2 protein-coding genes are annotated in these 8443 nt (G+C 72.9%); both read right to left on the bottom strand.

Annotated features, from left to right (window positions below; all coding sequences use genetic code 11):
• Positions 1-6719: type I polyketide synthase (locus tag ACIBEC_RS28835; RefSeq protein WP_396289195.1), on the bottom strand; the 6719-nt coding region annotated here is incomplete at its 3' end.
• A gap of 351 nt (positions 6720-7070) precedes the next feature.
• Positions 7071-8189: an agmatinase family protein gene (locus tag ACIBEC_RS28840; protein WP_360499058.1), complete on the bottom strand. Its 1119-nt coding sequence runs from the start codon at positions 8187-8189 to the stop codon at positions 7071-7073.
• Positions 8190-8443: the final 254 nt, after the last annotated feature.

An 8443-nucleotide genomic window follows, 5' to 3' on the forward strand; every position in this document is an offset into this window, starting at 1 on the left:
ACGTCAGGACGCGCCGCCACGAACTCCCGCAGCCGAGCGGCCTGCCCGCGCAGCGCCTCCTCCGTCCTGCCCGAGATCACCAGCGGCAACGGCGCACCCGTGCTCGCAATGGCCGGAACCGGCTCCTCGGCGGGTGCCTGCTCGATGATCGTGTGGGCGTTGGTGCCGCTGATGCCGAAGGACGAGACCGCGGCCCGGCGCGGGCGTCCGTTCTCCGGCCAGGGACGGGCTTCGGCGAGCAGTTCGACGGCGCCGGCCGACCAGTCGACGTGCGAGGACGGCTCGCCGACGTGCAGGGTCTTCGGCAGCACTCCGTGCTGCATCGCCAACACCATCTTGATCACACCGGCCGCACCCGCCGCCGCCTGGGTGTGACCCAGGTTCGACTTCACCGAGCCCAGCCAGAGCGGCTCCTCCTCGCTGCGCCCCTGCCCATAGGTGGCGAGCAGGGCCTGCGCCTCGATCGGGTCGCCCAGACGCGTCCCGGTTCCGTGCGCCTCCACCGCGTCGACCTCGCCGGCCGTCAACCCGGCACTGGCCAGCGCCTGCTGGATCACCCGCTGCTGGGACGGCCCGTTCGGCGCCGTCAGGCCGTTGGACGCGCCGTCCTGGTTGACGGCACTGCCGCGGACGACCGCCAGGACCGGATGACCGTTCCGCCGGGCGTCCGACAGCCGCTCGACGAGCAGCATGCCGACGCCCTCGCCCCAGCCGGTCCCGTCCGCGTCATCAGAGAAGGCCTTGCAGCGGCCGTCGGCGGCCAGGCCGCGCTGGCGGCTGAAGTCGACGAAGGTCGCGGGTGTCGCCATGACGGTGACCCCGCCGGCCAAGGCGAGCGTGCACTCGCCGGTGCGCAGCGCCTGGATCGCCCAGTGCAGCGCCACCAGCGAGGACGAGCAGGCCGTGTCGACGGTGACGGCCGGCCCCTCCAGCCCGAAGGTGTAGGAGAGACGACCGGACGCGATGCTGCCCACGCCGCCACTGCCCATCGAGCCCTCGGCGCCGCTGGCCGCGGCCTGCTGCAGGCGGGTCGCGTAGTCGTGGTACATCACGCCGACGAAGACACCGGTCTGGCTGCCACGCAGGGCCGCGGGGTCGATGCCCGCCCGCTCGAACGCCTCCCAGGAGGTCTCCAGCAGCAGCCGCTGCTGCGGGTCGGTGGAGAGCGCCTCCCGCGGGCTGATGCCGAAGAAGGCGGGGTCGAACGCCGCCGCGTCGTGCAGGAACCCGCCCTCACGCGTGTACGAGGTGCCTTGGTGGTCCGGGTCCGGGTGGTACAGCTGTTCCAGGTCCCAGCCTCGGTCGGCGGGGAAGCCCGAAATCGCGTCACGGCCGTCCGCGACCAGGCGCCACAGGTCCTCGGGGGTCTCGACCCCGCCGGGGAAGCGGCAGCTCATCGCGACGATCGCGATCGGGTCATCCTCAGCGCCAGTGGCCACGGGGACGGGCGTCCCGGTGTCCGCCTCCGGCACGCCCAGGAGCTCGGTCCGGAGCTGCCGGGCCAGCACCGCAGGGCTCGGGTGGTCGAAGACGAGGGTCGCGGGCAGCCGCAGGCCCGTGACGGCGTTCAGGCGGTTACGGAGCTCCAGCGCGCTGAGCGAGTCGAACCCGAGTTCGCGAAAGGCCCGGGTCGGATCGACCGCCTCCGCTCCGCCGTACCCGAGCACGGCGGCGGCCTCGGACCTGACGGTGTGCAGGAGATCGCGGTCCTGGTCCGCCTCGGCCAGCCCTGCCAGCCGGGCTGCGAGCGCCGAGTCGCCGCCCGCAGCGGTGGCCGCAGAGGCCGACCTGCGGGCAGCCGGCCGTACCAGGCCCTGCAGCAGGGGCGGCACCGCAGCCGGATCCGCCGCACGGGCCCGCAGGCCCGCCAGGTCGAGGCGGATCGGCACCAGCGCCGCATCCTCGGCCCGCAGGGCGGCGTCGAACACGCCCAGGCCCTCGGCCGTGGACAGCGCCTGCACGCCGCCGCGGGCCATCCGCTGCACGTCCGCGTCGTCCAGCCCGGCCGCCATGCCTCCGCCGTCCTCCGCCCAGAGGCCCCAGGCGAGAGCGGTCGCCGGGAGCCCGGCAGCACGGCGGTGCTCGGCAAGGGCATCCAGGAAGGCGTTCGCGGCGGCGTAGTTCGCCTGCCCGGCCGCACCGAAGACACCAGCCGCGGAGGAGAACAGCACGAACGCGGCAAGCGGACGGTCCTTCGTCAGCTCGTGCAGGTTCCACGCCGCATCCACCTTCGGACGCAACACGGCATCCAACCGCTCAGGCGTCAGAGACGGCACGATCCCGTCATCCAACACACCCGCCGTGTGGACGACCGCAGTCAACTCCACACCCGCCAGCACCACGGCCAGCGCAGCACGATCCGCCACATCACACGCCGCGAACGACACCTCCGCACCCAGACCGGCCAGCTCCGCCGCCAACTCCACCGCACCCGGAGCCTCTTCGCCACGACGCGACACCAACAACAGACGACGAGCCCCGTACTCCGTCACCAGATGACGGCTGAACAACGCCCCCAAGGTCCCCGTCGCACCCGTCACCAACACCGTGCCCTCGGGATCCAACACCAGCCCCGAAGCACCACCCGCCACAGCACGCGCCAGACGCGGCACAAACGCCACCCCGCCACGCAACGCCACCTGCGGCTCACCGCACGCCAACACCCGCTGCAGCAGCCCCACTTCGGCATCGCCGTCCACGTCCACCAGAACGATCCGGCCCGGATTCTCCGACTGCGCCGAACGCAACAGACCCAGCACCGCGGCGGACGACAGGTCAGTGGCATCCGTTGCACCCCGCGTCACCACCACCAGACGCGAATCCGCGAACACATCCGCCGCCAACCACTCCTGCACCAACGCCAACACCTCCCGCAGCGCCGTGTGCGTGGCGGCGACCGGGTCGTCGCCACGGATGGCGCGAACGGGATACACCAGTGTGTCCGGGACCGCGCCGCTCCCGGCCACCGAGGCCAGGTCCGCGAAGAGCACCGCGCCCGGAAGGCCCAGGCCGTCGTCGCCGAGCACTCCGATCGCCCCCGCCTGAACGTCGGCCGGCAGCGCCGCCGGTACCCAGTCCCGGCGGAACAGCGACTCATGGCCGCCCGGGGCCGCGAGCTTCTCCGCGGCGAAGGGACGGAGGACCAGCGACTCGACCAGGGCGACCGGCCGGCCGGTGGCATCGGCGATCCTCAGCGACACCGCGTCGGGGCCGACCACGGCCACGCGAACGCGAAGCTCGGCCGCGCCGGACGCGTACAGCGACACGTCCGACCACGCGAACGGGAGACGGCCCTGTCCGGTGTCGGGCAGCAGTCCACCAAGTCCGATGGCATGCAGGGCGGCGTCCAGGAGAGCGGGGTGCACGCCGAAGGACCCGGCGTCCGCCTGCGCCTCCGCCGGCAGGGCGATCTCGGCAAAGACCTCGCCGTCCCGCCGCCAGGCCGACCGCAGGCCTTGGAACACCGGGCCGTACTCGAGACCGACGGCCGCCAGCCCCTCGTACAGGCCGTCGACCGGGACGTGCTCCGCGCCGGCCGGCGGCCACTGCGCGAGGTCGAAGGAGGCCGGGGGCGCAGCGGGCGCCAGGAGGCCGGTGGCGTGGCGGGTCCACGGCAGGTCGGGCCAGGTGTCGTCGACACCGTCGTCCTGCGGCCGCGCGTGCAGGCTCAGTGGCCTGCGGCCCTGCTCATCGGGGGCCCCCACCGTCAGACACAGCTGGACGGCACCTGTCACCGGGAGCACCAGGGGCGCTTCCGCGGTGAGCTCCTCCAGTCGGCTGCATACCACCTGGTCGCCGGCCGCGATGGCGAGGTCGACCAGAGCCGTGCCCGGGAGCACCACCCGGCCCGCGACGGCGTGGTCGGCGAGCCAGGGGTGCGTCCGTACGGACAGCCGGCCGATGAAGAGTCGCCCGTCCAGTTCGGGCACCGACACGGCCGCGCCGAACAACGGGTGTGCGACCGTACCGAGGCCGGCCGCGGTGACGTCCCCGGCGTGATCGGCTCCGCTGTCCAGCCAGTAGCGCTCACGCTGGAAGGCGTAGGTCGGCAGGTCGACCCGGCGGGCACCAGTGCCGGCGAAGACGGCCTGCCAGTCCAGCCTGACTCCGCACGTGTGCAGCTGGGCGACAGCGGTGGTGAAACTCTCCGGCTCGGGGCGGTCGCGGCGCAGGGTGGGGGTGAGGGCGGCGCCGCTCTCCTCGGCGAGGCAGTGCTGCGCCATGGCGCTGAGCGTGCCGTCCGGGCCCAGCTCCAGGAACGTCCGGACGCCTTCGCCCTCCAGCACGTGCACCGCGTCAGCGAAGCGGACGGCCTCGCGAACATGCCGCACCCAGTACTCGGGGTCGGTCAACTCGGCCGACACGAGCGAGCCGCTCAGCGTCGACACGATCGGAATCCGCGGCTCCGCAAACGCCAACTCAGCGGCCACGGCGCGGAACTCCGCCAGCATGCCGTCCATCAGCGGCGAATGGAACGCATGACTGACGGTGAGCCGCCTCGTCCGGCAGCCGTCGGCCGCCAGCTTCTCCGCGACGTCCAGAACGGCCTGTTCGGTGCCAGAGATCACCACGGACGCCGGCCCGTTGACGGCAGCGATGCCCACCTCGGCCGTCAGCAGCGGCAGCACGTCGGCCTCCGCCGCCTGGACGGCCACCATCGCGCCGCCGCGCGGCAACGCCTGCATCAGCCGACCGCGCGCCGCCACCAGCCGGCACGCGTCCGCCAGCGAGAACACACCCGCCACATGCGCCGCGGCCAACTCACCGATCGAGTGACCCGCCAGGAAGTCAGGCCGCACACCCCACGACTCCACCAGCCGGAACAGCGCCACCTCCAGCGCGAACAGCGCCGGCTGGGTGAACCCCGTCTCGTTGATCAGCTCCACATCCGCGACCGCCTCACGCAGCGGACGGTCCAACAGCGGATCCAACTCCGCGCACACCGCATCGAACGCCGCCGCGAACACCGGGTAGGAGGCATACAACTCGAAGCCCATCCCGACCCGCTGACTGCCCTGCCCCGCGAACAGGAACGCCGCACGACCACCCGTCCCCGCAACCCCACGAACCCCTGCCGAGCCGCCCGCGGCCAGCGCCTCCAGACCGGCCAGCAACTGCGCCCGGTCATCACCGACCAGCGCCGCCCGCTGCTTGAGCGCCGCGCGTCCGACGGCGAGGGAGAGGCCGACGTCGGCCAAATCGAGCGTCGGGTCGGCGGCCAGGTGGGCCCGCAGGCGCTCGGCCTGGGCGCGGAGGGCCGCGTCGTCGTGGCCGGAGAGCACGAGCGGCACCGGGCGGGGCCGGCCGTCCGGGCGCGCCGCCGCTGCGGTGGCAACGGGGGCCTGTTCGAGGATGGCGTGGGCGTTGGTGCCGCTGACGCCGAAGGACGAGACGGCGGCCCGCCGGGGTCGGCCGGTCTCCGGCCAGGGGCGCTCCTCGGTGAGGAGGCGGACCGTGCCGGCCGACCAGTCGACGTGCGGGGTGGGTTCGTCCACGTGCAGGGTGCGCGAGAGCACGCCGTGGCGCATCGCCATGACCATCTTGATGATGCCGCCGACGCCGGCCGCGGCCTGGGTGTGGCCGAGGTTGGACTTGAGCGAGCCCAGCCAGAGCGGGCGGTCCGCGGGCCGGTCCTGGCCGTAGGTGGCGATCAGGGCCTGCGCCTCGATGGGGTCGCCGAGGCGGGTGCCGGTGCCGTGCGCCTCCACGGCATCGATCTGATGGGCGGTCAGCCGGGCGGCGGAGAGGGCCTGCCGGATGACCCGCTGCTGAGCGGGACCGTTGGGGGCGGTGAGTCCGCTGCTGGCGCCGTCCTGGTTGACGGCGGTGCCGCGCACGACGGCCAGCACGGGGTGGCCGTTGGCGACGGCGTCCGAGAGCCGTTCGACGAGCAGCATGCCGACGCCCTCGCCCCAGCCGGTGCCGTCGGCGGCGGCCGCGAAGGACTTGCAGCGACCGTCGGCGGCCAGGCCCCGCTGGCGGCTGAAGTCGATGAAGGCGTTGGGGGTGGACATCACGGCGACGCCGCCGGCGAGCGCCAGCGAGCACTCCCCTGCGCGCAGCGCCTGCACCGCCCAGTGCAGGGCGACCAGCGAGGACGAGCACGCGGTGTCGACGGTGACCGCCGGGCCCTCCAGGCCGAGCACGTACGCGACGCGGCCGGAGGCGACGCTGCCGGAGTTCCCGTTGCCGAGGTAGCCGGCGACCTCCTCGGGCACGGTGACCAGGCGGGAGGCGTAGTCGTGGTACATCACGCCGGCGAAGACGCCGGTGGCGCTGCCGCGGACGGACTCCGGGTCGATGCCGGCCCGCTCGAACGCCTCCCAGGAGGTCTCGAGCAGCAGGCGCTGCTGCGGGTCCATGGCGAGCGCCTCGCGCGGCGAGATGCCGAAGAACGCCGGGTCGAAATCGGCGGCGTCATGCAGGAAGCCGCCCTCGCGGGTGTACGAGGTGCCGGGGCTGTCGGGGTCCTCGTCGTACAGGGCGGAGACGTCCCAGCCGCGGTCGTCGGGGAACTCCGAGACGCCGTCGGCGCCGTCGGAGACCAGCCGCCACAGCTCCTCGGGCGAGGTCACTCCGCCCGGGTAGCGGCAGGCCATGCCGACGATGGCGATCGGCTCCGGCTCCTGGTCCTCCAGCTCGCGGAGCCGCCGGCGCGTCTCGCGCAGGTCGGCGGTCGCCCGCTTGAGGTAGTCGAGGAGCTTCTCTTCGTTCTCCACGTGCTGTCACACCCTTGAACCCGGTCGTGGGGGCCGTGCCGGCCGCTTCCGGAACGTCCGAGCACGTCCGGAGGGCCCTGGGCACGGCCGCCGATGATTCGCGATGAAAACGTGCGCCCGAAACTCCGCACCGACCCGGGAGGGAATCTGCCCCGGCGTTTTCCGGTTCCGGTTTCCGCGCACCGGTCCGCCGGATTTCGAGTCGCCCGGCCGGTGGAATTCTCCGGCAGGGCCACGGTCATTTCCTGTTCGCCGCCACGCTAGCAGCGGCGTTCCGCAGGAGGCATCCCCTAACCTCCCCCTAGCCGGGCGCGGGGATATCCGCGGCAATTCCGCCGGACCGGCCGCGAATCAGCCCATCGGGAATTTCACCTGACCGGAGACGATCGGGTTGAGGTAGTTCGGTCCGGCGATCTTCAGGCGGTTCATGGCGAGGCCGGTGAGGCCCTCGAAGATGGCCCGGCGGGCGTTCATGGTGGTGGAGTAGCCGGGGTCCAGGTGCGGGGCGACCTCGACCACGTCCATGCCGATGACCTTGGTCTCGTGGCAGATCCGGCGGAAGGCCGGGAAGATCTCGCGGTTCGTCAGGCCGCCGGGCTCGGGGGTGCCGGTACCGGGCGCGTAGACGGGGTCGAGGACGTCGATGTCGAGGGAGAGGTAGACGAACTCCGCGTTCTCCTGGACCTCGGCGATGGCCTTGTCGAGCACGGCGTGGAAGCCGATCCGCTCGATCTCGGCCATGAAGTGGGTCTTCATGCCCTGCCGCCGCATCCAGTTGAAGAGCTGGTTGTCGGGGCCGGTGACGGTGCGCACGCCGACCTGGACGACGTTGCCGGCCGGCACCCCCTCGTCCTCGATGATGCGGCGGATCGGGGTGCTGTGGGTGGCGCGGTGGCCGAGCTGGCTGTCGTGGCAGTCCGGGTGGGCGTCGAAGTGGATGACGCCGATCTTCTCCGGGCCGTACACGTCCGCGAGGGCTCCGACGCTCGGCCAGAGCAGCGAGTGGTCGCCCCCCAGCAGGACCGGGACGGCGCCGACCTCGGCGATCTCGCGCACCAGGGAGCGGATCGGGCCGAGGGAGTTCGGGGTGCTGAACGCGTCCACGGCCGCGTCGCCGTAGTCCACGACCTTGAGCACGTCGAACGGGTTGATCCGGGTGCTCGCGTTGATCATCGCTTCGGGCGTGTTGAAGATGTAGCGCTCGTCGGCGCGGATCATGCGCGGCCCGTACGCGGCGCCGCGGTGGCCGACCGAGGAGTCCAGCGGAATGCCCAGCACGGCGACGTCGACGTTGCCGGCCCGCAGGTCCTCCTGGTTCAGGCAGTACGGGACGCCCATGAAGGTGGCGAGCCCCGAGTAGGCGGGGTGAGCGTAGTAACGGCGCAGGTCGATCGGCCCGGGCTCGCGGGCGGGAGCCGCGGACCGGTCGACCTCCAGGCGGAACTCCGGGATCTCGGACTTGTCGTTCACGCGTCTCCTCGATGGCATGGCAGGGCGGGCGTCGCGACGGTGCGGGGCGCGGAGTGTCGCGCCGCTCGACGGGGCGCAGGCCTGCACGCGGGTCGCTGCGGACCGAGCCTAGGTCGGCCGAAATTCCGTCAGTACCCGTGCGCGCCACTACCCGACCCCTAGGTCGCCGGGGCCGACCCCTACCTTCGGTGCGCCGGCCGGAGGTGGCGGCGGGGCGGTGTCCGCCGGGAGCCCGCGCGGGCTCCCGGCGGACA

It is taken from the genome of Kitasatospora sp. NPDC051164 (assembly GCF_044455625.1).
Lineage (GTDB): Bacteria > Actinomycetota > Actinomycetes > Streptomycetales > Streptomycetaceae > Kitasatospora.